At 72.7% G+C, this 24886-nt stretch carries 20 protein-coding genes; 15 read left to right on the plus strand and 5 right to left on the minus strand.

Annotation, left to right across the window (positions count from 1 at the left end; translation table 11 throughout):
* Positions 1-72 precede the first annotated feature (72 nt).
* From ADL25_RS09730 to sucD, 4 genes are all read left to right on the plus strand, one after another.
* A complete protein-coding gene (locus tag ADL25_RS09730; protein ID WP_059127255.1) occupies positions 73-1206 on the plus strand; it encodes a hypothetical protein in 1134 nt (377 codons plus the stop codon).
* Between the two features lie 237 nt (positions 1207-1443).
* Positions 1444-3123 (plus strand): hypothetical protein, encoded by a 1680-nt coding sequence (locus ADL25_RS09735; protein WP_059127256.1) that lies wholly within the window; start codon positions 1444-1446, stop codon positions 3121-3123.
* Positions 3124-3585: 462 nt separating this feature from the next.
* Positions 3586-4767 (plus strand): ADP-forming succinate--CoA ligase subunit beta, encoded by a 1182-nt coding sequence (gene sucC / locus ADL25_RS09740; protein ID WP_059127257.1) that lies wholly within the window; start codon positions 3586-3588, stop codon positions 4765-4767.
* 21 nt (positions 4768-4788) lie between these two features.
* The gene (gene sucD, locus ADL25_RS09745; RefSeq protein ID WP_059127258.1) at positions 4789-5673 is read left to right on the plus strand and encodes a succinate--CoA ligase subunit alpha; all 885 of its coding nucleotides are present in this window, start codon (positions 4789-4791) and stop codon (positions 5671-5673) included.
* Between the two features lie 73 nt (positions 5674-5746).
* Here the strand turns inward: sucD and ADL25_RS09750 are convergent, their stop codons facing one another.
* Positions 5747-6784: a sigma factor-like helix-turn-helix DNA-binding protein gene (locus ADL25_RS09750; protein ID WP_324614041.1), complete on the minus strand. Its 1038-nt coding sequence runs from the start codon at positions 6782-6784 to the stop codon at positions 5747-5749.
* A gap of 107 nt (positions 6785-6891) precedes the next feature.
* Between ADL25_RS09750 and ADL25_RS09755 the strand changes: the two genes are divergently transcribed.
* Positions 6892-8622 (plus strand): DUF6350 family protein, encoded by a 1731-nt coding sequence (locus tag ADL25_RS09755; protein WP_181923140.1) that lies wholly within the window; start codon positions 6892-6894, stop codon positions 8620-8622.
* Between the two features lie 48 nt (positions 8623-8670).
* Here the strand turns inward: ADL25_RS09755 and ADL25_RS09760 are convergent, their stop codons facing one another.
* Entirely contained in the window at positions 8671-9483 is an 813-nt protein-coding gene (locus tag ADL25_RS09760) for a hypothetical protein (protein ID WP_059127260.1), read from the minus strand.
* A gap of 354 nt (positions 9484-9837) precedes the next feature.
* On the opposite strand from ADL25_RS09760, the gene purN reads away from it, so the two are divergent.
* Both purN and purH read left to right on the plus strand, forming a co-directional pair.
* Entirely contained in the window at positions 9838-10488 is a 651-nt protein-coding gene (gene purN / locus ADL25_RS09765) for a phosphoribosylglycinamide formyltransferase (protein WP_059127261.1), read from the plus strand.
* Entirely contained in the window at positions 10485-12050 is a 1566-nt protein-coding gene (purH, locus tag ADL25_RS09770) for a bifunctional phosphoribosylaminoimidazolecarboxamide formyltransferase/IMP cyclohydrolase (RefSeq protein WP_059127262.1), read from the plus strand. Before purN ends, purH begins: the two co-directional genes overlap by 4 nt.
* Before the next feature lie 67 nt (positions 12051-12117).
* Here purH and ADL25_RS09775 read toward each other — a convergent pair whose 3' ends face one another.
* Positions 12118-12726, minus strand: a complete 609-nt coding sequence (locus tag ADL25_RS09775; RefSeq protein ID WP_059127263.1) for an RDD family protein — start codon at positions 12724-12726, stop codon at positions 12118-12120.
* 256 nt (positions 12727-12982) lie between these two features.
* On the opposite strand from ADL25_RS09775, the gene ADL25_RS09780 reads away from it, so the two are divergent.
* The 4 genes from ADL25_RS09780 to ADL25_RS09795 all read left to right on the plus strand — a co-directional run bounded on the left by ADL25_RS09780 (position 12983) and on the right by ADL25_RS09795 (position 17863).
* The gene (locus tag ADL25_RS09780) at positions 12983-13837 is read left to right on the plus strand and encodes a bifunctional methylenetetrahydrofolate dehydrogenase/methenyltetrahydrofolate cyclohydrolase (RefSeq protein WP_059127264.1); all 855 of its coding nucleotides are present in this window, start codon (positions 12983-12985) and stop codon (positions 13835-13837) included.
* A 67-nt stretch (positions 13838-13904) separates the two neighbouring features.
* Positions 13905-14375 (plus strand): DUF3017 domain-containing protein, encoded by a 471-nt coding sequence (locus ADL25_RS09785; RefSeq protein WP_059127280.1) that lies wholly within the window; start codon positions 13905-13907, stop codon positions 14373-14375.
* Positions 14376-15281: 906 nt separating this feature from the next.
* On the plus strand, positions 15282-16439 hold the full coding sequence (locus tag ADL25_RS09790; RefSeq protein WP_059127265.1) for an XRE family transcriptional regulator: 1158 nt from the start codon (positions 15282-15284) through the stop codon (positions 16437-16439).
* A 434-nt stretch (positions 16440-16873) separates the two neighbouring features.
* Positions 16874-17863, plus strand: coding sequence for a malate dehydrogenase (locus tag ADL25_RS09795; RefSeq protein ID WP_059127266.1), 990 nt, complete (start codon positions 16874-16876; stop codon positions 17861-17863).
* 106 nt (positions 17864-17969) lie between these two features.
* Here the strand turns inward: ADL25_RS09795 and ADL25_RS09800 are convergent, their stop codons facing one another.
* Positions 17970-18869 carry a bifunctional helix-turn-helix transcriptional regulator/GNAT family N-acetyltransferase gene (locus ADL25_RS09800; RefSeq protein ID WP_059127267.1) on the minus strand — a complete coding sequence of 300 codons (900 nt, stop codon included), beginning with the start codon at positions 18867-18869 and terminating at the stop codon, positions 17970-17972.
* Positions 18870-19060: 191 nt separating this feature from the next.
* Here ADL25_RS09800 and ADL25_RS09805 point away from each other — a divergent pair, with 191 nt between their 5' ends.
* From ADL25_RS09805 to ADL25_RS47975, 3 genes are read left to right on the plus strand one after another with little or no spacing between them, the layout of a single operon-like run.
* Positions 19061-20803, plus strand: coding sequence for a hypothetical protein (locus ADL25_RS09805; protein ID WP_059127268.1), 1743 nt, complete (start codon positions 19061-19063; stop codon positions 20801-20803).
* Positions 20790-21143 (plus strand): hypothetical protein, encoded by a 354-nt coding sequence (locus tag ADL25_RS09810; protein WP_059127269.1) that lies wholly within the window; start codon positions 20790-20792, stop codon positions 21141-21143. The genes ADL25_RS09805 and ADL25_RS09810 overlap by 14 nt, the downstream gene beginning before the upstream one ends.
* A gap of 10 nt (positions 21144-21153) precedes the next feature.
* A complete protein-coding gene (locus ADL25_RS47975) occupies positions 21154-22251 on the plus strand; it encodes a hypothetical protein (RefSeq protein ID WP_107116560.1) in 1098 nt (365 codons plus the stop codon).
* 121 nt (positions 22252-22372) lie between these two features.
* On the opposite strand, the gene ADL25_RS09820 is transcribed toward ADL25_RS47975, so the two are convergent.
* Complete coding sequence (locus ADL25_RS09820) at positions 22373-23146, minus strand: hypothetical protein (RefSeq protein WP_059127270.1); 774 nt, start codon at positions 23144-23146, stop codon at positions 22373-22375.
* Positions 23147-23338: 192 nt separating this feature from the next.
* Here ADL25_RS09820 and ADL25_RS09825 point away from each other — a divergent pair, with 192 nt between their 5' ends.
* The gene (locus tag ADL25_RS09825) at positions 23339-24850 is read left to right on the plus strand and encodes an aldehyde dehydrogenase family protein (protein ID WP_059127271.1); all 1512 of its coding nucleotides are present in this window, start codon (positions 23339-23341) and stop codon (positions 24848-24850) included.
* The last annotated feature ends 36 nt before the right edge of the window (positions 24851-24886 follow it).

A 24886-nucleotide genomic window follows, 5' to 3' on the forward strand; every position in this document is an offset into this window, starting at 1 on the left:
CCCATCGGTAACAGGGGACTTGCGCAACCGCAGGAGTCCCGTGCAAGGATCGACGGCGCTTCACCCTCGGCGATGCGCCGTCCGCTCCGTATCGCCTCGTTCCGCCGCACGGAGGCCCTCCCCGTCGTGACCCTGCCGGCCGCACTTCCCTTCGCCGGTGCCGCACTGCGCACGATGCGTACGGCGGCCGGGCGGCGTGCGCTCCATCTGGTGCTGGTGGCGGGCGGGTTGCTGGCGCTGGGGCTCCTCTGCGCCGGGCACGCCCAGGCGGCCGACGGTACGCCGCAGGCATCCGCGGCTCGGGTCGCGGCCGGTGCCCCGGCCGACGCCGTGCACCCGATCGAGGGGGCGGTGCGAGGTATCGGGAAGAGTGTCAGCGGGACGGTCGGACGAGCGGTGAAGAACTCCGGTGCGACCGGGCCGGCCGCTCACCGGACCCGTACGGCCTCACCGGCGGGGCACACATCACACGGCGCGCCGGTCCCGCCGCCCGCCGTCAGGCACACCACCGGCGTATCCGGAACGCCCGCCGCCCCAACGCACACCGCACCGGTGACCCGTCCGTCCGTACCCGCTGCGCCGGCCGACCCGGTCGCCTCGGTGCTCCGGACGGTTCCCGCGGTCGACCAGACCCTCCGTCATGTGGTGCGGCCCGTCGTCGGCAAGCTTCTGCAGCCGGTCGGCGACACGGTCGCTCGGCCCGTCGGGGGTCTTGTCGGGACGGTGACCGAAGGGCTGCCGGACACACCGGTGCAGCCGTCGCTGCCCTCGCTCCCGCAACTGCCCGAACTTCCCCGGCTGCCGGGTCTTCCCGGACTGCCGACGCCGCCGGTGCACACCCGGCCCGCCCCGTCGGCCCCGCAGCAGCCGGACGGGAGCGGGCACCCGAGCGCGGTCGAACAGCGGAAGAGCGAAGCGCACGGATTCCCGGCGGTGGCCGTCCAGGCCCCGGTGGCGCCGCCCGCGCACCACGCCCACCACTCCGCCCGGCCCTCGCAGATGCCCGCGCAACAGGCCCCGGGCGGTGATCCGGGCTCGTACGGCGACCAGCCGGCCGCCGACGGCGGTGTGCCGCGGCACGGCGACGCGCACGCCGTGGCGTTCGGCGACCGGGCGCCGCTGCCGTTGATGCGGGGCGGCACCGCGGTCGTCACCGTGGACGGGACCCGGGACCGGCACCGGGACATCCCCGAGTTCCCGGGCTAGGTCAGCACCTCCGCCCCGCGCGCCCCGATGCGCGGGGACGGAACCGGTCTGCCCTCCGTCCGGACCCTCCGGTCCCGGACGGAAGCCACCGGATCCCGAGCCGCCACAGCCGGAACACCTCCATGGCCGCAGGTCCCCGACGACCCCCATGGATCCGTCGACCCCCACCGACACCGGCGCAGGACTCGGAACCGGTACGTCCCGAACTCCCGGATTCCCGAAGGAACTGACGCACGTATGAACAAGAACATCCGACGTTCCATCGTCATAGCCGCCGGAGTCACCGGCGCATGGGCGCTCGGCTCCGCCGTCGCCGACGCGGACGAGCTGCCCGCCGCCTCCGCGTCCACCCCCGACGTGGGCATCAACGCCGTGGACACGGTCGGCGCGGTCACCGACACCCTGGACGGCGCCGTCGCCGGTGTGCACAACACGGTTTCCGGCGTCACGCACGGCACGGCAGTGGACGGCGCCGCCTCGACCGCCCGGCACACGGCCACAACGGCCCACTCCATCGTCTCCGGTGCCGCACACACCCCGGCCCGGGCCGAGGCCCGGGTGGGGAAGGCGACGGCCGACGCGGGCCGGGCGGCCCGGCGTTCCGGCGCGGGCGCGGCGGTGTCGCACCTCTCGCAGGCCCAGGGCCTCGCGCAGGCACGGGGCCTCGCGCACACCGTCGCGCCCCGGGCCGCCGCTGCGGCGGACCACGCCACGGTCGCGGCCACCGTCGCCGTGTCCGACTCGACCGCGCCGCGGGACGAGATCGACTACCTGTTCGGCCCCCTCTCCGCCTTCGCCCCCGAGGTGGAGCAGGCACTCGCCGCCGCGCAGACCAAGCTCCAGGGTGTGCAGAACGCCGCGCGCGCCCAGGCGCGAGGCGTCGGAGGTCCGGTGCGCACAAGGGTGCAGAGCACCGTGGCAGGCGCGGGGCGTACCGCGGAGGGCGTTGTCGGCGCCACGCGACAGGCAGTCGCCGAGTCCACCGTCGTGGCGGACGCGGCGGGGGCCGCCGCGGGCACGAGTGTCTCCGCCGTTCCCGGCCATGTCACCGGAGTCGTCACGGGACTGAGGCAGCAGGCCGCCGGCACGGTCACCGGCGTGCCCGGCACGGTCGGGCCGGTGGCCGCCGAGACGGCCGCCTCGGCGCTTCCCCCGGTCGCGGGCACGGTCCTCGGCGGTGTGCTGCCGGCGGCCGGGCACGCCGTGGGGCACACGACCGGCCTGGCCGACGGCGTTGTTGCGGACGTCCGGCCGCTCGCGCGGCATGCCGTCGGTGACGCGTCCGCGCTCGGGTACGGGGCCGGCGCCGATGTGCGGCCGGTCGTGCACGGCGTGACCGGGGAGGTGACCGGCGACACCGCGGACTCCGTCCTGCCGCCGGTCGCCGGTACGGCCGTCCACGGGACCGTGCCCGTCGCCGAGCGGGCCGTCGGGGACGCCGCGCGGTCGGTGCACGGCGTGGTGGACGAGGTGCCCCCCTTCGCGGCGGGTGTCACGGGCCAGGTCCCGCCGTTCGCCGGGGATGTCGCCGAAGGCGCCACCGCATCGGCGTACGGCGTGGGCGAGGAGGTGCCGCCGTTCGTGGACGGCGTGGGCGGCGCGGTGCGGCCGGCCGTGCGGATGGTGCACGACACCGTGCGGCCCGTCGCGCACGGCGTGGCGGGCAGCGCCGCGAACCTCGTGCACGGCGTGGCGGACGAGGTGCCGCCGTTCGCCGGCGGTGTCGCGGGCGCGGCAGGCCCTCTCGCACGGGGGGTCGCGGGCCAGGTCCCGCCGTTCGCCGGTGGCCTCGCCGGGAACGTCCGTGTCTCCGGCGCCGTACTGGGCGAGCACGCCGTGACCGGTGTCCGGGGCGTCGCCGAGGCCTTCGTCCCGCAGCACCCGCAGCCGGAGCACGGCGAGACGTACTCCGTCTGACCCAGCGATGCCGTACGGAGCGCGGCGGCGCGCTCCGTACGGCATCCACCGGACTCCGTGGGGGTCGAGGACCGGGCGGCCGAAAGCCGTCGACCGGCCCGACCGAGAGCCCCGCGGGCCGGGACGGATGGCCCCATTGGGGTGGGGTCCATCCGTCCCGGCGCCCTGAGGGGCGGCACAAGGGGTCCCACCGGGCCAACCCCAACCCGGTGGGACCCTGCCGCTCCGCCGCTTCCCCGGGGCCCGCGCCCGCTCTGCCGCACGTGTGACCGGTATCACCGCTCAGGTGTGATCTGCGATTTAGGGCCCCACCTCAAGCGGCGATAACCTGCGAGACGGACATGCCGCGCGCTCGGACACCGTGTGCGCCTCCCTTGTGACCCAGAGCGGACGTCACGTTGCCCTTCGCGGCACGCCCACGCATCCAACGAACCGCGAGATCACTGATAGGGACGGAAGCGCGTGGACCTGTTCGAGTACCAGGCGAGGGACCTCTTCGCCAAGCACGGTGTACCGGTGCTGGCCGGTGAAGTCATCGACACGCCTGAGGCGGCGCGCGAGATCACCGAGCGGCTGGGCGGCAAGTCGGTCGTCAAGGCGCAGGTGAAGGTCGGTGGCCGCGGAAAGGCCGGCGGCGTGAAGCTGGCGGCCACCCCGGACGAGGCCGTCGCCCGCGCCACGGACATCCTCGGCATGGACATCAAGGGCCACACGGTCCACAAGGTCATGATCGCCGAGACGGCTCCCGAGATCGTCGAGGAGTACTACGTCTCCTTCCTCCTCGACCGCGCCAACCGCACCTTCCTCTCCATCGCATCCGTCGAGGGCGGCATGGAGATCGAGGAGGTCGCGGCGACCCGCCCCGACGCCGTCGCCAAGATCGCGATCGACGCCATCGACGGCGTGGACGAGGCCAAGGCCCAGGAGATCGTGGCCGCGGCCAAGTTCCCGGCCGAGGTCGCCGACAAGGTGGCCCACGTCCTGGTCACGCTGTGGGACACCTTCGTCAAGTCGGACGCCCTCCTCGTCGAGGTCAACCCGCTGGCCAAGGTCGCCTCCGGTGACGTCATCGCCCTGGACGGCAAGGTCTCCCTGGACGACAACGCGGAGTTCCGTCACCCCGAGTTCGAGGAGCTCCACGACAAGGCGGCGGCCAACCCGCTCGAGGCCGCGGCCAAGGAGAAGAACCTCAACTACGTCAAGCTCGACGGCGAGGTCGGCATCATCGGCAACGGCGCCGGTCTGGTCATGTCGACCCTGGACGTCGTCGCCTACGCGGGTGAGGCCCACAAGGGCGTCAAGCCGGCCAACTTCCTCGACATCGGCGGTGGCGCCTCCGCCGAGGTCATGGCGAACGGCCTGGAGATCATCCTCGGCGACCCGGACGTCAAGTCCGTGTTCGTCAACGTCTTCGGCGGCATCACCGCCTGCGACGCGGTGGCCAACGGCATCGTGCAGGCCCTGGAGCTCCTCGAGTCCAAGGGCGAAGAGGTCAACAAGCCGCTCGTCGTGCGTCTCGACGGCAACAACGCCGAGCTCGGTCGCCAGATCCTGGACGACCGCAACCACCCGCTCGTACAGCGTGTGGACACCATGGACGGCGCGGCCGACAAGGCCGCCGAGCTGGCTGCGGCCGCGAAGTAAGGGACGAGGTCACAGACAACCATGGCTATCTTCCTCACCAAGGAATCCAAGGTCATCGTCCAGGGCATGACCGGCTCCGAGGGCCAGAAGCACACCAAGCGCATGCTGGCCTCCGGCACGAACATCGTCGGTGGCGTGAACCCGCGCAAGGCGGGCCAGGTCGTGGACTTCGACGGCACGGAGATCCCGGTCTTCGGCTCCGTCAAGGACGCCGTCGAGAAGACCGGCGCCGACGTCACGGTCATCTTTGTCCCGGAGAAGTTCACCAAGGACGCGGTCATCGAGGCCATCGACGCCGAGATCCCGCTCGCGGTGGTCATCACCGAGGGCATCGCGGTGCACGACTCGGCCTCCTTCTGGGCGTACGCCGGCAAGAAGGGCAACAAGACCCGCATCATCGGCCCGAACTGCCCCGGCCTGATCACCCCCGGCCAGTCGAACGCCGGCATCATCCCGGCCGACATCACCAAGCCGGGCCGCATCGGCCTGGTGTCGAAGTCCGGCACGCTGACGTACCAGATGATGTACGAGCTGCGTGACATCGGCTTCTCGACCTGCGTCGGCATCGGCGGTGACCCGATCATCGGCACCACGCACATCGACGCCCTCAAGGCCTTCCAGGACGACCCCGACACCGACCTGATCGTCATGATCGGCGAGATCGGCGGCGACGCCGAGGAGCGGGCCGCGGCCTTCATCAAGGAGAACGTGACCAAGCCGGTCGTCGGCTACGTCGCGGGCTTCACCGCGCCCGAGGGCAAGACCATGGGTCACGCGGGCGCCATCGTCTCCGGTTCGTCGGGCACCGCCCAGGCGAAGAAGGAGGCGCTGGAGGCCGCGGGCGTCAAGGTCGGCAAGACCCCGACCGAGACGGCCAAGCTGGCGCGCGAGATCCTCGCCGGCTGAGTCCTTCCCGGCTGAACGCCGGTGGGCCCGTCTCCCTCGGGGGGCGGGCCCACCGGCGTGTGCGGGGCCGGCGTCAGCGCGCCTGTGGGACGAGGCGCGCCGGCCCCTTGTGGGCCTGCTTCTTCAGCAGGAGCCGCAGTCGCTGTTGCTGGGCGGACAGCGGGCCCATGGCGACCTGGGGCGGGAGGTCGATGACCGCCGTTCCCTCGGGCACCGGTCGCTCGTAGTGGTCCGTCGCCATGTTCAGGGTCAGGGCGGTGGCACCCACCAGGGCGGCCGTGAAGACCACGGCCATCCGGTTCCCGCGACGGGCTTTGCGCTCACCGACGGAGCGGACCGCGGGCGGCCGGGCGGCGCGGAGCCGGACGGACATCGCCAAGTCGGCCATCCTGTCCGGCAGTACCTCGGGTGCCGCCTGGTCCGGCACGAGGTCGGACAGCGTCTCGCGGGCCCGCTGCAGCCGGGCGGCCGCGGCCGCGGTGCTGGCCTCCGTCTCGGCCGCGGTCTCCGCAAGGCCGAGTCCGGCACCGTCGTGGAGCACCAGGGTGCGCCGATGGATCGGGGACAGCGTCAGAAGGGCGTCCAGCAGGGCCCGGTCGGCGGGGTCCGCGGGCGCATCGCAGCGGCGGTGGCGCAGCCGGAAGCGGTGCCAGGGGGAGAGTGCCCAGTCGTGTGCCGCCGCGCGCACCCAGCTGGGCGGATCGCGGTCCAGGGCGACCTCGGGCCAGCGCTGCCAGGCCAGTTGGAAGGCGCGTTCGACCGCCTCGCGGGCGAGGGCGGTGCGGCCGGTGAGCAGATACGCCTGCCGCACCAGGGCCGGGGCGCAGAACCGGTACAGGCCGTCGAACGCCTGATGCGGAGTCAGCGGACGGGTGGTGGTCCAGTCCCGCGCACTGCCCTCGGTCCTCTCGTGCGCCGCCCATTCGGCGAGCAGCCGCGCGTACGCCCGCCTCCGCCGGCCGTGCGGTTCCGTCAGACCGTTCTCCCAGTCGCGTACTTCTTCGAGGGAGACGCCCAGTGTGACCGCCACTTGAGTCTGCGTCAGCGACTGGCTCCTGCGGAGGCGTCGGCATTCCTTGGGGTGAGGCAGCTGGGAGGCGGTGCTCTGCATCACTGGGCTGCCCTCCGTGCGTAAAAGTACATAAACGTATATTGGGCGACACAGCGACGCTTTGCCCGTTACGCCGGTAAAGCGCGTGTCGTTGGCAGCATGGCGGGGTGACCCAATGGACCGATCGCCGATTCCCGTTGTCGCCCCTGCGCACCCGGTTGCGGGACCGCTGGCCCCATCTGGGCGAGGCCTTCGCCGCAGGCGCCGTCGCGGCCGTGCTGGGGCTCGGCTCCTTCGCCCTGCTGGTGATGGTGCTGTGGATCAGTTCCCCGTATCCCGACAACGGGCCCGGCGGTGCCCTGCGCGTGGCGGCGGCACTGTGGCTGCTGGCGCACGGCGTCGTGCTCGTCCGAACCGAGACACTCTCCGGCCTGCCCGCGCCCGTCGGTGTCACTCCGCTGCTGCTGGCCGCGGTGCCGGTGTGGCTGCTGCACCGGGCCGCACGCGATGTGACGGACGGCGAGGGCGAGGAGGCCGCGGAGGCCGGGGCGCCGCTCGTCGACGTGCGCACGTCATGGGCGGGGGTGGTGACGGGCTATCTCGCGGTGTCTGCGGTGGCCGCGCTGTACGCCACGGACGGAACACTGCGCCCGGCGTGGGCCTGGTCCACGATGCATCTGCCGCTGACCGTGGTCGTCGCGGCGGGAGCCGGAGTGTGGACGGCGTACGGGCGTCCGTGCGGACGTCTGCCGCGAAGCGTGCGCCGGGCCTTGGACCGGCTGCCCTCGGTCGTACGGCAGGTGGTGACCGCCGGAGCCGTCGATGCCGAGGGACGGGTGCGGCTGGGGGACTCCCTCCGGGCGGCCATGGCCGGAACGGCCGTGCTCGTGGGCGGGGGCGCGCTGCTCGTGGGGGTGTCACTGCTGTGGCACGGCGAGGCGGCGCAGTCGACGTTCCACCAGCTCGCGGACGGATGGTCGGGTCGCTGGGGGGTGCTGCTCCTCGCGATGGCCCTGGTGCCGAACGCGGCCGTGTGGGGTGCGGCGTACGGGTTGGGGCCCGGATTCGTGCTGGGCGTGGGGCATGTGACGGGGCCGCTGTCGTCGACACGGCCGCCCGCCCTGCTGCCGCCGTTTCCGCTGCTGGCGGCCGTGCCCAGGGCGGGGGGCGGGCCTTTGTGGTGGGCGGTTGCGGCGGTGCCGGTCGTGGCGGGGGCGACGGTGGGCTGGTTCGTGGCACGGGCCGCGTGCGAGGGGCGGGAGCGCGGGCGTGCGGCGGTGTGGCCGGTGGGGCGTGCCGTGGGAGCGGTCGTGGTGGCCGGGGTGCTGTGCGGGCTGCTGCTCGGAGGTCTCGCGGAGGCGGCGGGCGGGCCGCTCGGGGTCGCCGCCCTGGCGCGCTTCGGACCGGTCGGATGGCAGGTGGGCGGTGCGGCGGCCGGCTGGACGGTGGGGCTGGGCGTGCCGGTGGCTCTGGGGGTGCGGGCATGGCGGCTGCGGGGCTCCGAGGCGCGCAAGAAGCGGAAGAAGCCGAAGGAGCCGCGCAAGGGGGCGGCCGCGGTCCCGTCCCCGACGGCTGCGGAACCGGCGGACACCCACAGGGGCCGGAACGCGGACGTCGCGTGGGGGCGCCGCGGCGCCACGCCCCGTGCGTCGTGGGACCACCCCGGTCCCGGGTCGCACCGGGCCTGGGGGGACCCCGGGCCCGCGCCGCACGGCGCGTGGGAGGACCCCGATCTGAGGCCGTACGAGGCGCTGCCCGCGGAGGACCCCGCCCTCGGGCCGAACACCGCGTGGGTGGACCTCGAACTCAAGCAGTACGAGGAGCTGTCGGCGGACGATCCGCTGCTGTCGCAGCGCCCGAAACCGTCTCCTCCCGAGGTGCCCGGACCGGGTGCCTGAGGCGGACCGTGTGTCGCGGGCGGGGCCGCGCGTGGGCCCCGCCCCTGCTCAGCCCTGTGTCCCCAGTACGTTCCGCAGGTCCTTGGGCAGCAGATCGTTGCAGGAGTGCTTCGCCGTGGTCGTCAGGGCGTCGTCCAGGCACGTGTAGTAGTCGCGGTAGACCAGATGGGCCGTGAACGTGGCCGCCACCATCGCGATCGCCAGGGACGCCGTGACCAGCCCGCTGATCGCGGCCGTCGTCTGCGGGCGGGCCGTGGAGGAGGCGGCGGCCTTCGGCTCGGGGTCGCGGGGCTTGGCGCGCAGCGCGCTCGAGCCCCAGTACAACGCGAGCGCGCCCAGCAGCAGGGCGACGTAGGACCAGCTGAAGAGGGCGAAGAAGAAGGCCCACATGCCGGCCAGCAGCGCGTAGCGAGCGCGGCGCTGCACCGGGTCCGTGGGGTCCCAGCGCATGCCCGTACCGGGCCGGCCGGAACCGGTGGGGCCCTCGGGCCCGCCCTGTCCGCCGGGGCTTCCCGGGCGGTCGCCGAACCGCCCGCCCGTCGAAGGGCCGGGCTGCCGGTCGCTCCACTGGCTGCCCCATGGAGTGCGTCCGCCCTCGCCGGAGCCCTCCTGCCCCTGCCCCTGATCCCGGCCGGGCGCCGGGTGCCGCGGCTGCCAGGGCCGGTCCGGGGTGCCCTCCGGCGGCGGTGCGAAGGGGTTGTCGTCCGGGGGCGTCTTCGTGTCCCGGCCGCCGTTCGCCGATCCGCCGTGTGCGGAGTCGTCCCCGCTCTGGGGCGTCTTCGTGCCCTCCGGCGGCGGCACGGGCGAAGGGCGCCGCTCGCGCAGCAGCAGCGGAGGGAGTCGGAGACTGCGATCCGGCATCAGGTGTGCGTCTTCCCCTTGGTGGTTCCGGCGTGCGGCTTGTTCGTGGAACTCGCCGCGGGGTGTACCCCGCGGGCCTACCCGTTCCCGGACAACGTCCCACGCAGGTGCGTCGTTCCCCGCGTCGACCGCCCGTTCACCGGGCGGCTCCTCCCCAGACGCTACCTCCCGGCCACGCCCCCGTCCCGCGGGGGCCGTCCGGAGTGCCGGTATCGTTGCTGGCGGTCGTCCGCTTCGTAGACTTCCCCGTATCCGGGGGCGCAAAGCATTCGTACGACCATACAAACGCTCTGCCGACATGCAAGCGCTCTGCCGAGCGACCGCACAACTGCTTCCCCGAGAAAGGGCCCCGTCGTGGCCGAGTCCGTGGCCGAGACCGTCACCGAGTCCGCGGCCAAGCGTCTGGTCGTCCTGGTCTCCGGGTCCGGCACCAACCTCCAGGCACTCCTCGACGCCATCGCCGAGACCGGAGTCCGTGTGTACGGCGCCGAGGTGGTGGCCGTCGGCGCCGACCGCGACGGCATCGAGGGCCTGGCCCGCGCCGAGCGCGCCGGGCTGCCCACCTTCGTGTGCCGGGTCAAGGACCACGACAGCCGGGAGGCGTGGGACAGCGCCCTCACCGAGGCAGTCGCCGAGTACGAGCCCGACCTCGTCGTCTCCGCCGGCTTCATGAAGATCGTGGGCAAGGAGTTCCTCGCACGGTTCGGCGGACGGTTCGTCAACACCCATCCCGCCCTGCTCCCCAGTTTTCCCGGGGCCCACGGTGTGCGTGACGCGCTCGCGTACGGCGCCAAGGTCACCGGGTGCACCGTCCACTTCGTCGACGACGGCGTCGACACCGGGCCGATCATCGCTCAGGGAGTGGTGGAGGTCCGGGACGAGGACGACGAGGGCGCTCTGCACGAGCGCATCAAGGAAGTCGAGCGAAGGCTGCTCGTCGAGGTCGTGGGGCGGCTCGCCCGCAACGGCTATCGCATCGAGGGACGAAAGGTAGTTATCCAGTGACCGCCGAGAGCACCAAGCGGCCCATCCGGCGCGCGCTCGTCAGCGTCTATGACAAGACCGGGCTCGAGGACCTCGCCCGCGGGCTGCACGAGGCAGGCGTCGAGCTCGTCTCCACCGGGTCCACCGCTGCGAGGATCGCCGCCGCCGGCCTGCCCGTCACCAAGGTCGAGGAGCTGACCGGCTTCCCCGAGTGCCTGGACGGCCGGGTCAAGACCCTGCACCCCAAGGTTCACGCGGGCATCCTCGCCGACCTGCGTCTCGACAGCCACCGCGCGCAGCTCGACGAACTGGGCGTCGAGCCCTTCGACCTCGTCGTGGTCAACCTCTACCCCTTCCGCGAGACCGTCGCGTCCGGTGCCTCACCCGACGAGTGCGTGGAGCAGATCGACATCGGCGGCCCCTCCATGGTCCGCGCCGCCGCCAAGAATCACCCGTCCGTGGCCGTGGTCACCAGCCCGGAGCGCTACGGCGACGTGCTCGCAGCCGTCCGCGACGGCGGCTTCGACCTCACGGCCCGCAAGCGGCTCGCCGCGGAGGCCTTCCAGCACACCGCGGCCTACGACGTCGCCGTCGCCTCCTGGTTCGCGTCCTCCTATGCGCCTGTCGACGACTCGGCCTTCCCGGACTTCCTGGGCGCCACCTACGAGCGCAAGAGCACCCTGCGCTACGGCGAGAACCCGCACCAGCCCGCGGCGCTCTACGTGGACGGCAGCGGCGGCGGCCTCGCGGAGGCGGAGCAGCTGCACGGCAAGGAGATGTCGTACAACAACTACACGGACACGGACGCCGCGCGCCGTGCCGCGTACGACCACGCCGAGCCCTGCGTCGCCATCATCAAGCACGCCAACCCGTGCGGGATCGCGATCGGTGCGGACGTCGCCGAGGCGCACCGCAAGGCGCACGCCTGCGACCCGCTGTCCGCGTTCGGCGGCGTCATCGCCGTCAACCGTCCGGTGAGCAAGGAGATGGCCGAGCAGGTCGCCGAGATCTTCACCGAGGTCATCGTCGCGCCGGACTACGAGGAGGGCGCGCTCGAGGTCCTCACCAAGAAGAAGAACATCCGGGTCCTGCGGGCGCCCGACGGCCCGGAGAACCCGGCCGAGATCAAGCAGATCGACGGCGGTGCGCTCCTGCAGGTCACCGACCGTCTGCAGGCCGAGGGCGACGACCCCGCTCACTGGACCCTCGCCTCGGGTGACGCGCTCGGTCCCGACGAGCTGCGCGAACTCGCCTTCGCCTGGAAGGCCTGCCGCGCGGTCAAGTCCAACGCCATCCTGCTGGCCAAGGACGGGGCCTCGGTCGGCGTCGGCATGGGCCAGGTCAACCGGGTGGACTCCTGCAAGCTCGCCGTCGAGCGGGCGGGGGAGGAGCGGGCCCAGGGTTCCTACGCCGCTTCGGACGCCTTCTTCCCGTTCCCCGACGGGCCGGAGATCCTGATCGCCGCGGGCGTCAAGGCCATTGTCCAGCCGGGTGGTTCGATCCGCGACGAACAGGTCGTGGAGGCCGCCCAGAAGGCGGGCGTGACCATGTACTTCACGGGGACGCGCCACTTCTTCCACTGAGCCGGAGCCCGAAAAGGCCTGCGGCCCCTCGACGAGGGGCCGCAGGCCTTTTCGGTTCAACCACCGCTCACTGCGAGCGGATCACGATCGAGGAGCACACCTTGTCGGCGAACGTCTGCTTCTTGGCGTCCCACAGAGGCCACAGCCAGCCGAGGTAGCAGGCCAGGCTGTCGAGGAAGTGGGCCAGGCGGCGGACGAACGCCATGCCGATGCCGAGCGGCTGACCGTCGCTCTCCCGCACCAGTCGTATGCCGAGCGCCTTCTTGCCGAGCGTCTGCCCGGTGCGGCCCTCCATGATCAGCTGCCAGATGGCGACGGCGAAGATGGCGAGGCCGCCGATCACCGCGAGGGCCGGGGTGTCCCGGCCGAGGATCACCAGCAGGTAGGGCACCAGGAACACCAGGCCGTCGACGAGGGTGCCGAGGAACCGCTGGCCCCAGTTCGCGTACGGCGGCTGGGCGCCGTAGCCCGGCTGCTGTGGGTAGCCCGGGTAGCCGCCGGGCTGCTGCGGGTAGCCCTGCGGGGGGATGCCCGGGTGGCCCTGCTGGGGGTAGCCGTAGCCCGGCTGGCCCTGCTGGGGCTGACCGTAGCCCGGCTGGGGCTGCCCGTAGCCGGACTGCGGGTTCTGCGGGTTCTGCGGCTGACCGTAAGGGTTGTTGGGCGAGCCGAAACTCATGGCCTGATTCCTCCGTAGCACGATCGGGGACGACGCGGAATGGCGCGGAGGATCGTCAACAGATGAGCGGTTTGCCCCCCAACACGGCCGCGATACTGCGCCAGTCATCGTCGTGGGGGAGAGGAGTCCTTGTCCAGCGGCATTACGCAGGTGTTGTCCAAGTGCAACATCACCGATCTTGGGACAGGTCGGACGGGTCGGGCGGGAAGCCGTCCGGATTGGAACCACGGGCGGTTCATCCGGGAGGATGGGAGCCATGACCGCCCAGATTCTCGATGGCAAGGCCACCGCAGCCGAGATCAAGTCCGAGCTGACCGCCCGCGTGGCGGCGCTGAAGGAGAAGGGCGTCACGCCCGGCCTCGGCACCGTCCTGGTCGGGGACGATCCCGGCAGCCGCAAGTACGTCGCCGGCAAGCACCGCGACTGTGCGGAGGTCGGTATCGCCTCCATCCAGCGCGAACTGCCCGCGACGGCCTCCCAGGAGGAGATCGAGACGGTCGTCCGCGAGCTGAACGAGGACCCGGCCTGCACCGGCTACATCGTGCAGCTGCCGCTGCCCAAGGGCATCGACGAGAACCGGATCCTGGAGCTGATGGACCCGGAGAAGGACGCGGACGGGCTCCACCCGATGAACCTCGGGCGCCTCGTCCTGAACGAGCCGGCGCCGCTGCCCTGCACCCCGAACGGCGTGCTGACCCTCCTGCGCCGCTACGGCGTGGAGATCAAGGGCGCCGAGGTGGTGGTGGTCGGCCGGGGCGTGACCATCGGCCGCCCGATGCCGCTGCTGCTGACGCGGCGCAGCGAGAACGCCACGGTCACCCAGTGTCACACCGGCACGCGCGACCTCTCGGCCCATCTGAGGCGGGCCGACATCATCGTCGCGGCGGCGGGCTCCGCGCACCTGATCCGGGCCGAGGACGTGAAGCCGGGAGCGGCCGTCCTCGACGTCGGCGTCTCGCGCAGCGCCGAAGGAAAGATCGTCGGCGATGTCCACCCGGAGGTGGCCGAGGTGGCCGGGTGGATCTCCCCGAACCCCGGCGGTGTGGGTCCGATGACCCGCGCCCAGCTGCTCGTCAACGTGGTCGAGGCGGCGGAGCGCAGTGTCGGCTGAGAACAGGCCCGAGGGCCCCACGGGAGAGCGGCGGACCGGTGAGAGGGAGCCCGTCGCGAAGGACGCCGTGCAGGAGCAGCGGCCGGACGACACCGAGCCCGTCGTGACGGACGCCGTCAGCGCGCCCGACGCCGAGGGCAGGCCGCGGCGCGCGACCAGGCGGTTCCCCCGGGTCACCCGGGACACCGCGCGGCCCGAGGGCGGCGGCAGGGCCGCGCCCGGCGACGCACCCGCGCCCGCCCGGCAGTGGCCGATCCTGGTCGTGCTGTCCGCCGTCGGACTCGGGCTTCTGCTGACCGCGCTGGACGTGTTCCGTCTCGGCACGATCCTGATCGGCGTGGCGCTGCTCGGCGGCGCCGCGATGCGCTGGGCGCTGCCCGACGTGGGCATGCTCGCGGTGCGCTCCCGCTTCACGGACATGGTCACGTACGGCGTCCTCGGTCTGGCGATCGTGCTGCTCGCGCTGATGGCGCAGCCGAGGCCGTGGCTGGAGATACCGTTCCTCGACGACACCCTGCACTTCACGGTCCGCACCTGACGGCGTCCGGGGACGCGACACGACGGCGGCGGGCGGACCCTCACCGGAGGGTCCGCCCGCCGCCGTCGTGGGCGCCCTCGGCCGTCCGGCCGGAAAGCAGGGGCGCGCCCGGCCTCTCCCCCGTGGGAGGCCGGGCGCGCGGGGCGGCGGGCCGCCCGGGAAACACCCTCATGTACTCGCTCGGGGTGTTCAACACCCGACAGTCCGCCGTGGCACGGAAGTGACCATTCCGCTACGGTGTCCGCCCGTCGCAACGGATCCGATGCGGCCCCGACGCCGTGCGTCGGACCGAACAGGCTCGCGGGCGGGGCGATGCGGAGGGGCGTGCGACGGGTGCCCGGCAGTCCCCTGCCGGACGATCTGCGGCTTGGGGTGCGGCAGTTCGTCGAGCACTGCGGCTCCTGAAGGACCGGACGGGCTCGGACCGCTCGCCGCCCGGCCGGACCGGGCGCCCGAGCCACACGCCGTGGGACACCGTGCCCCGACTGCCGCGCCCCGCACCCCGCCGGCGCCGCTCACCGCCAGGCGCCGTCACGCTCGGGGGAACCGTGGTCCCCCTGCGCCTGATGAGGTCACCGCTGTGTGCCCGTTGTGTCGATGTGTTGACAAGTTCGGGGATGGCGGACGAATCACAGACGGACCGTGGCTAACGTGTCCAACCGGGACGGTCCGGGGCGTCCCGCGCGGTGAACCGGGGGTCCGTTCGAACGGGCGGTGGGACACTGGGCCGCGGACCGACGGGTGTGCGACGGTGCATGCCTGCGACCGGATGCTCCCGTGCGCCCCCACTTCGGGTGGCGGGATCACGGCCGGGAGCCTCCCCATGGGCAGCGGGGAGGGGGGACTCGACAGCGCACGGCACGCAAGGGGAACGTCAGCAGGTACCGGGGGAAAGAGGGGGAAGCAATGCCTCGTTGGAAGGCCCTGCCCGATGAACTCGACCCGCAGGTCGGTGAGTTCGCGGGACAGCTGCGGCGGCTCGTGGACCGCAGCGGGCTGAGCGTTTCCGCCGTGGCCGACCGCACGGGCTACAGCAAGACGTCCTGGGACCGTTACCTCAACGGCAGATTGCTCGCACCCAAGGGCGCGGTCATCGCCCTGGCCGAGGTGACCGGCACCAATCCCGTGCATCTGACCACCGTGTGGGAGCTGGCCGAACGCGCCTGGAGCCGCTCGGAGATGCGCCACGACATGACCATGGAGGCCATCCGGATCTCCCAGGCGCGTGCCGCGCTCGGGGAGTTCGGGCCGCCTCCCGGCACCGGGGGCCGCGGTGCCACGGCGACATCGGGTGTCGCGGGACCCGCCGGTGTGGCGCCGGTGGTGCCGTCGCAGCCGACGTCCGCCACGGCACCGGACGCCGACGGCGCCGTGGGAGCGCCGCGGGGCGGGTCCTCCGGCGAGGGCTCCCGGGAGCGGTCGCAGAACGGGCGGGCCGCCCGCGCGCCCGAGCCACCGGTGACGTCCGCGGAGGGATCCGCGGGGGCATCCGCGGCTCAACGGCAGGCGACGGCCGGCGGCCCGCCGGACGAGGGCCGGCCGTCGGGCCGTGACACGTCCGACGGGGCGCGCCGCAGGCGGCCGTTGCTGATGTTCCTCGCGGGTGTGGTCGGGGCGCTCGCCGTGATCGCGGTGGCGTTCTTCCTGACCGGCGGCGACGGCACGAAGGCGGCGGGCGCGCCCAGGCCGTCCGCCACGGCGCCGAGTCCCGCGCCCGACCTGCCGGCCGGTGTCAAGTGCGCCGGTGCGGGCTGCACCGGCAAGGACCCGGAGAACATGGGCTGCGGCGGCACGCTGGCGAAGACCTCCACCAGCGTCACCGTCGGCACGACCCTCGTCGAGGTCCGCTACAGCAAGACCTGCGGGGCCGCTTGGGCCCGTGTCACCCGGGCGGCGCAGGGCGACACGGTCACGGTGTCGGCGGCCGGGGCCGCCCGGCAGACCGGCTCGGTGGCCGCCGCCGGGGACACGGACGCCTACACCCCGATGGTGTCGGTGGCGGACGGGGTCGCGGCCAAGGCGTGCGTGACGCTCACGTCGGGGCAGGAGGGGTGCACGAAGTAGGGCGCTGCCCGCGGGGGTGGCCACCAGGTGCGGGGCGCGCGGGATCCTGCCGCGCGCCCCGCACCGAAAAACAATCGCCGTACGGCATGCATGACCCCCGCGTCGCGGGGCAGGCGGAACGTACCCCCACGGGAGTCCGGCAGTCCGGGAGGCCCCCATACCCCTTCCGGCTGACGCCCCGCACGGCGGCCGCCTCGCGTCCCCCTCTCCCGGCACGCGGCGGCCGCCGCGTCTGTGGGGCGGGCCACAGGGGCCCGGGCGTACGGGATCCCGGATGCGCGATAGCCTGACGGCTGGATCTCTCTTGACGCCAAGATATCGATCGTCTGTACCCGTGATCGATCATCGCGGCGGGGCGCCGGTCACGAGCCGGCGGCGGGATCCCGCACCCCGGGCGACGAAGCCCTACCGCCAGCTGTCAAACGGAGAACGCCATGACCCGCACTCCCGTGAACGTCACCGTCACCGGCGCGGCCGGCCAGATCGGCTACGCACTGCTCTTCCGCATCGCCTCCGGCCAGCTGCTCGGCGCGGACGTGCCGGTCAAGCTGCGCCTGCTGGAGATCACCCCGGCGCTCAAGGCCGCCGAGGGCACGGCCATGGAGCTCGACGACTGCGCGTTCCCGCTCCTGCAGGGCATCGACATCAGCGACGACCCGAACGTCGCCTTCGACGGCACCAACGTCGCCCTCCTCGTGGGTGCCCGCCCGCGCACCAAGGGCATGGAGCGCGGTGACCTCCTTGAGGCCAATGGCGGCATCTTCAAGCCGCAGGGCAAGGCCATCAACGACCACGCCGCGGACGACGTCAAGATCCTCGTGGTCGGCAACCCGGCCAACACCAACGCGCTGATCGCCCAGGCCGCCGCCCCGGACGTGCCGGCCGAGCGCTTCACCGCGATGACCCGCCTCGACCACAACCGCGCGCTGACCCAGCTGTCGAAGAAGACGGGCGTCCCGGTCTCCGAGATCAAGCGCCTGACGATCTGGGGCAACCACTCCGCCACCCAGTACCCGGACATCTTCCACGCCACGGTCGCCGGCAAGAACGCCGCCGAGGTCGTGTCGGACGAGAAGTGGCTCGCCGAGGACTTCATCCCGACCGTCGCCAAGCGCGGTGCGGCGATCATCGAGGCCCGCGGCGCCTCCTCGGCCGCCTCCGCCGCCAACGCCGCCATCGACCACGTCCACACCTGGGTCAACGGCACCGCCCAGGGCAACTGGACCTCCATGGCCATCCCGTCGGACGGCTCCTACGGCGTCCCGGAGGGCCTGATCTCCTCCTTCCCGGTCACGACGAAGGACGGCGCGTACGAGATCGTGCAGGGCCTGGACGTCAACGAGTTCTCCCGCGCCCGCATCGGCGCCTCCGTCAAGGAGCTGGAGGAGGAGCGCGAGGCGGTCCGCGCGCTCGGCCTCATCTGATCCCCGGGCCTTCGGTCCGCACAGGCCCCGTTCCGGTCGCGTCCGGAACGGGGCCTGCGGCTGCGGCTGTGCGGACACCGCTGCGAACCGTCCCCGGGTGCCGCGGTCAGCGAACGGCCCCGTCCGTCAGCCGCTTCTCGAACCAGTGGGCCGCGTACACGTTGTCGTCGTAGCGCGGGATCTGTGTGTACCCGCAGGCCCGGTACATGGCCTGAGCCTCCGTCAGGACGGCATGCGTGTCCAGGCGCACCAGGCCGAGGCCGTGTTCGACCGCCTGTCGCTCCAGGCCGTCGAGCAGACGGCGCGCGAGGCCCAGGCGGCGGGCCTCCGGGTGGACCCACACATGGCGGATCTCGCCGACGCCGGGCTCCAGGGTCCGCAGCGCCCCGCACCCGACGGGCCGGTTCTCCTCGTAGGCGACCAGGAAGGCGCCGGCGTCCCCGGACACCTCTTCCGGACGGACCAGGGCGGTGGGGTCGAAACCCTCGGGAAAGCGGGCGTCGATGTCGGCGGCGTAGGCGTCGAGGCAGGCCCGCGCGTCCGCGGAGGCGCCGTGGACACGTTCGATCACGATGCCGGCGAGACGCAGCAGGCGCCGTGCGGTGCCGAGCGCGGCGGTCAGTTCGCCGCGCTGGTCCTCGCTGAGATCGCGCAGCAGGCGCTCGGCCAGGGCGTCGGCGCGGCGGTTCTGCTCCCCGACCTCGTCGCGTCCGGCGGGCGTCAGTTCCGCGAGCCGCAGCCGGCTGTCCTCGTGATGGACGCTCGTCCGCACCAGCCCCTGGGCCTCCAGCGCCCGTGTCATCCGGCTGAGATACCCGGCGTCAAGACCGAGCCGCACGCGCAGCTCGCGCAGTGAGGCGCCGTCCCCGATCTCGTACAGCAGCCGGGCCTGGCCCAGCGGCCGGTCCTGCCCCAGGTAGTGGTCGTCGAGAACGCCGATCCGACGGGTGAGGTAGCGGTTGAACCGGCGGAAGGCCGTCACATGCTCGGTGGACACTGGCTCCATGTTCCTTTGACCTTAGTCAAAGGAACTGCGGGCGTCCATGGACGTGGCCGGTCACCCGCCGCAGTCGTCACCCGTCACGGGCGTGAACCTTCCGCTTTCCCGGACACGGATGCCCCCCTATGCTGATGGTTCATCAACTTGCATGTGACCCACGTCTCTTGAGGGTCGGGGTCCGTCATCGGGGGAGTGGCGTGAGCACCGCCTACGTGCCGCAGCAACCACAGCCGACGCAGTTCGGTGCACCACCGGCACAGCCGCCGAGCCCACCGCACGCCAGTGAGGCCACGCGACTGCTGTGCGCGGGTGTCCACCTGGATTCCGTCTACCGGGACCGGGTCATCGAGGAACTGCACCTCAACGAACAGCGGATCGTGGCGCCCTCGCTCGGCTTCGACGCGGCGCGGGTGCTCGCCCACGCCCTGCGGGCCCGGCGCCTGGAACTCGCGTGGGCGGGGGCGGTCATCGGCCTGTGGCTGGTGGGTTCCGCGCTCTCCGGCGGTCTGCTGCTCGGCTTCCTCGTGCCCAGCCTGATGCTGGCGATCGCGTCCTGGATCAGGGGCCGGGCGGGGGACCCTCCGCTGTACCGGCGGGTGCCGGCCTTCTTCCTGCGCTGGTGGGGTCGCCTCACCTTCGCCGGGTACCTCGTCATCACGGTCCTGGCCGCGTTCGCCGGCTCGGACGACGGCTCGTCGTACGAGTCGTCCTACGACCCTTACGGCGGCTCCTCCGGCATGCCGAGCCTCTCCGACCTGGTGCTGCCGAGCGAGAGCGTCAAGCCCTGGCAGGCGTGGTTCGCCCTCGGCGTTCTCGCGCTCGTCGCCCTGTGCATCGCCGGGCAACGCCGTCAGTTCGCCCGCGTCATGGCCGCCGAGCTGTCCTCGCAGCGCTTTCCGGACGCCGCGGGCGACCCCGCGGAGCAGGAGCAGGGGGCGCGCCTGCAGCGGGTGCGGCAGCGCATCCGGCTCGAACAGCACGCGCCGCTGGTCATGTATCACGAGGCCCGGCCGTTCTGCGGCGCGGGCACGGCCTTCGACACCTGGGTCCTCGCCGTCGAGCTCGTGCCCGACCCGTTGAAGAAGCAGCAGCCGCTCAGCAACCGGGCCGTGCTGGAGAAGGTCCGCCCGTTGCTCGCCCAGTTGCGTGTGCCCGCCGAGTACGCCGGGCCCGGCGTCCGCGACCGGCTGCGCCAGCTGGAGATCGACGAGTGCGTGTTCCTGCCCGCCGAGGGACTGCTCCGCCGCGAGGACGCCCCCTACCACCCGCAGGCGTTCGAGGAGCACCGGGCGCGCGCGGTCGAGGAGGGAGGCGAGAAACGGCGGCACTTCCTGCGCATCCGGGTCGGCGGATGGGAGGAGGAGCTGGTCGTCACCGTGTTCGTGCGCGTCCACACCCAGGGCCGCATGCTCATGCTGGAGATCGCCCCGCATGTGCTCGGCCCCGTGCGCGAGGACTTCAAGGACGCCGACCGAACGGCCCACCGCTTCCGTCACAACAACCCGCTCGGGCGGGCCGCCTGGGCGCTCGCCCGAGTGCCGGGCTCCCCGGCGCGCGCCCTGATCACGCTCGGCAGGACCGTGGTGTACGGATGGCGGCTGCTGACCGGCGGCTACGCGAACGCACTGCCCGACGGTCCGGCCCTGTCGGTACGCGAGCTGGGCTCGACGCCCGACCGGTCGCTCTTCCAGGACATGGACGTCGACCGCTATCTCAAGAGTGTCCAGGACCGTGTCGCCCACGGAGTTCGGGCGGCACTGGCCGATTCCGGTTACCGAACCGGCGAGTTCGTGCAGCGCATCGTGAACATCAGCAACGGCGGCGTTCACATCGGCCGGGTGGACGGCAGCACCTTCGCGGTCGGTGAGCACGCCAGCGCCTCCGCCACGACCGGCGGCCCCGCGCCGCAGAAGGGACCCGAGACCGATGGCCACGGATGAGCCGAACGTCAGCATCGGAGACGTGTCGCACAGCACCTTCGCTGTCGGCAGCCACGCACAGGCCGTCAGCCACCACGGGACGGCCGGACAGCGTGACGAAGCCACCGAGGAACTGCTGAAGGCGGTGCGCGAGCTGCGCGCCGACCTGACCCGGGTGCGCGGCGACGAGCGGACGGCCGCTCTCGACTCGGCGCTCGCCCAGACGGAGGACGAGATCACCCGTACGGGCCAGGCAGCCCCCTCGCGCCGCGAGCGGCTGCGGGAGGTGCTCGGCGACTCGCAGGCACTGCTGAACGTGCTCGCGTCCGCGGGGGCCGTGGCCGGGCTGCTGGGAATGTGAGAGGGAGACGATGAGCGGGGGCCGGCGGTACTGGAACGAGGACACCCAGCGCTGGGAGGACGGTGACGCGGTCCGGAACCCGGCCCCGGCGACGCCGCCGCCACCGGCGCGCCCGCAGCACGCCCCGGATACGGCGACGCCGGGACCGGTCGCGCCCGATGCGGCGGCCTCGGACGAGGGCCGCGGGACGGGTCCTTCACAGACAGGTCCTTCCGAGGCGGATGTCGCCTGGTGGCAGACGCGGACACAGGCCGGTGACGGCGGGGTCGTCGAGCCGGTGGCGCCGGACGCGACCGACGGGAGTGGGGCGCAGCCCTTCCCCGAGTGGCCGGCCGACGCGAACCGGCCGTACCCGGACTGGCCGCCGCAGCCGCCCGCGCCCGCCGCTCCCGGTGGGCTCAACCGCCGGGTCCTGTGGTCCGTGGTGGTCGGGGCGGCGGTGGTCGGGGTCGCCGCGAGCCTCGTGCTGAGCCTGGTGATCGGCCCCGCGGACGACAAGGGGGACGAGCGGTCCGCCGCGAGCGCCTCCACGACACCGGGGCCCACCGGGGCGACGGAGAGCTCCGAGGCACCCTCGCCCACCGACGACCCGGCGTCGCCCTCCATCTCGCCGAGCGCACTCCCGACGGGCTACGCGTCGCGGGACGACGGCGAGGGCTTCCGGATCGCCGTCCCCGAGGGCTGGACACGCTCGACGGTGAAGTCCACGTACGGCATACGCGTGGTCAACTACCGCAGCGAGGACCGCTCCCACCGGCTTCAGGTGTACCAGGTGGCGGAGTCGTCGCCGGACGCGTCGTTCGAGCTGTACCTGTCCGCCGGGATCGCGAAGCCGACCGGATTCAAGGAGATCTCCCTGCAGAACCTCGACGACGGCGAGTTCACCGGCTCGCGGCTGGAGTACCTGGCCGACACCATCAAGGGCGAACCCGCCGTGGGCACCTGGCACGTCTACGACGAGCGCTTCGTAGCGGCGGACGGCAACATATACGCCATCGCCGTGTACGGCCCCGACGCGGACGGCCGGGACGACGAACTGCAGTTGCTCACCACCGCCCTGAACTGGTTCTGCCCGCCCGGAGCCACCTGCGACCCGGCGCCGGCCTGACGCCGTACCCCGGCGCCGGCCGGCCCTCGCCCGGACGGGCGAATCCCCCCGCCGCACGGGCGAGGGGACGGGTACGACCGATCCGGTGGGCCGTGTCCGGCCCTCCGGTGATGCGATGGGGTCAGGACGCCGGCAGGTTCGGCACCTGGGAGATGTCCACCGATTCGCTCGCGAGCGGGGTCCGCACCAGGACCAGCTTGTTGTAGTCCGTGAAGGTGAGGGACAGGTCCGTGCCCGGCCCGGTCTGGGCGGCGCGGAACAGGCGATGCGGCTTGCCCGCCGTGACGTACAGCGTCGAGGTCAGGCCGTTCACCTGGAAGGACAGGGGGACCACCCGCGTTCCGTCCAGGGTCCTCGCAAGACCGGCCTTCAGTGTGTTCGGCGCCTTGACCATCGCCGACCGCTGGAGCGATTCGAGGTCGCAGGTGCTCGCGATGCCGCTGAGAAGGGCGTTGGAGGTGGAGCCGTGGATATAGCGGTCCTCGTACTCCCGGCTCGCGGCGACACCCCGCTCGCCGGGGAGCTCCGCCTTCCAGAACGTCTGGTCGGGCTTGAGCCACACCTCGGTGCCGCGCTTGATGATCTCGACCGAGCCGCCGTGGCCGCCGAGCGTCATGGTGCCCGCACAGTTGCCGCGACGGTCCAGCGCGATGTTCATCGCGGTCGGCAGACGCTTGTTGGACGAGGCCGTCCGGCTCCGGTCCACATATCCGAGGCGTACCGATGTTGCCTTCCGCAGCCCTTCCTGTGCCTGGGCGGCCAACCGCTGCGGGTCCTGGTTGCCACCGGTCCGGGCCGACGAAACGCCGCCCATGCCGGGGGAGAACAACAGACCCATCGTCGCAGCCGCGGTCGCCGTGCAGGTCGCGATTGTGAAGCCACGGGTCGGGAACATCGCATCACCTCCATGAGTATCTGCCCGAAAGCGTACTTTTATCCCTTTTCGACCGCATTCTCAGTGACGCCTCGCACTTTCCGCCACCGAACGCGCATGCATCGGCGGGTCGGGGGCAGGTGCATCCGGTCTCTGAGGGTGACACGCGCGTGACACAGGGGCATGGACCAGGAACGGAAGGCAACACCGAACATGGCCGGACAGCAGGCAGATCAGACGATCCAGGTGGCGGGGGAGTGGCGCCCGGCGCTCTCCGGGGCCACCCGCGAGATCCTCGACCCCGCGGATGCCGAGCCGTTCGCCCGGGTGGCCGAGGGGGACGAACGGGACGCCGACGCCGCCGTCGACGCCGCCCGCCGCGCCTTCGACGCGGGGTCCTGGCCCCGCACCCCCGTCGCCGAACGGGCCGCGCTGCTGCGCCGCGTCGCCGACCTCCTGATACGCGACCGCGAAGAGCTCGGGCTGCTGGAGAGCCGGGACGCCGGCAAGACCGTCGAAGAGGGGCGGGTCGACATCGACTGCGTCGCCGACGCCTTCCGCTACTTCGCGGACCTCGTCACCGCGGAGGGCCCCGGCCGTGTCGTCGACGCCGGCTCGCCCGACGTCCACAGCGTCGTCGTGCACGAGCCCGTCGGTGTCTGTGCGCTGATCACGCCCTGGAACTACCCGCTGCTGCAGGCCAGCTGGAAGATCGCCCCCGCGCTCGCGGCCGGCAACACCTTTGTGGTCAAGCCGAGTGAGATCACCCCGATGACCACGATCGCGCTGCTGGAACGGCTCGAGGAGGCCGGACTGCCCGCCGGAGTGGCCAACATCGTCACCGGCCCCGGTCACTCGGTCGGCGCCCGGCTCGCCGAGCACCCCGACGTCGACCTCGTGTCCTTCACCGGCGGGCTCGTCAGCGGCACCAAGGTGGCGCAGGCCGCCGCCGCCGGGGTCAAGAAGATCGCCCTCGAACTCGGCGGCAAGAACCCGAACGTCGTCTTCGCCGACGCCTGCGCGACGGAGGAGGACTTCGACACGGCCGTCGACCAGGCCCTCAACGCCGCCTTCATCCACAGCGGCCAGGTCTGCTCGGCGGGCGCCCGCCTGATCGTCGAGGAGTCGGTCCGGGAGCGCTTCGTGGCCGAACTGGCTCGCCGGGCCGGGCGGATCCGCCTCGGACGCGGAACCGAGAAGGGCGTCGAATGCGGCCCGCTCGTCTCCGAGCAGCAGCGTGCCAGGACGGAGGCGTACGTCGCCTCCGCGCTCGCCGAGGGCGCGGTGCTGCGGTGCGGCGGCAGGCGCCCCGAGCCGAGCGGGACGAGGCCCGCCGACGGCTACTTCTACGAGCCGACCGTCCTCGACCAGTGCCACCGGGAGATGAAGGTCGTACGGGAGGAGGTCTTCGGGCCCGTCCTGACCGTGGAGACCTTCCGCACGGAGGACGAGGCGGTCGCGCTCGCCAACGACACCGAGTACGGCCTGGCCGGTGCCGTCTGGACCACCGACCCCGGCCGCGCCCGCCGGGTCGCCGGCAGGCTGCGCCACGGCACCGTCTGGATCAACGACTTCCACCCCTACCTCCCGCAGGCGGAGTGGGGCGGATTCGGCAAGAGCGGCATCGGTCGTGAGCTCGGCCCCGCGGGCCTCGCCGAATACCGCGAGACCAAGCACGTCTACCAGAACCTCGCGCCGCGCCCGGTGCGCTGGTTCATGGGTTGAACCGCGCCCCTCCCTCCCGTCCCCGTCCCCACACCC

Source organism: Streptomyces sp. NRRL F-5122, from assembly GCF_001507435.1.
In the GTDB taxonomy this organism is placed as follows: domain Bacteria; phylum Actinomycetota; class Actinomycetes; order Streptomycetales; family Streptomycetaceae; genus Streptomyces; species Streptomyces lannensis.